General features: G+C 42.2%; 1 protein-coding gene. It reads left to right on the top strand.

Features of this window, described 5'->3' with window-relative positions; translation table 11 throughout:
• Window positions 1-39 precede the first annotated feature (39 nt).
• Window positions 40-256: adenine nucleotide alpha hydrolase family protein (locus tag Q4528_RS14700; protein ID WP_303522401.1), on the top strand; the 217-nt coding region annotated here is incomplete at its 3' end.

The raw sequence follows: 256 nt of genomic DNA, 5'->3' as shown, positions 1-256 counted from the left end.
GCCTATCGCATAGAGCAATACAAAGACGTAAAACACCCAATGCACGACTACATAATCAAATATGGGCAACCTAATCAATCATATATGTCGTGCACCCGCGAATTGAAACAAAACACAATCGTGTCATATTTAGAATCAATAGGCCTATCAGAGCAAGAAGTTTACACCGCGATTGGTATTAGAACAGACGAAGCAACACGATGCTCTGACTCGGCACACAAGCGCAACCTTATCTACCCACTTGTAGACATTAGAC

Source organism: Staphylococcus pasteuri (assembly GCF_030547725.1).
Lineage (GTDB): Bacteria > Bacillota > Bacilli > Staphylococcales > Staphylococcaceae > Staphylococcus > Staphylococcus pasteuri.
This window is presented reverse-complemented; position numbering and strand designations above follow the sequence as displayed.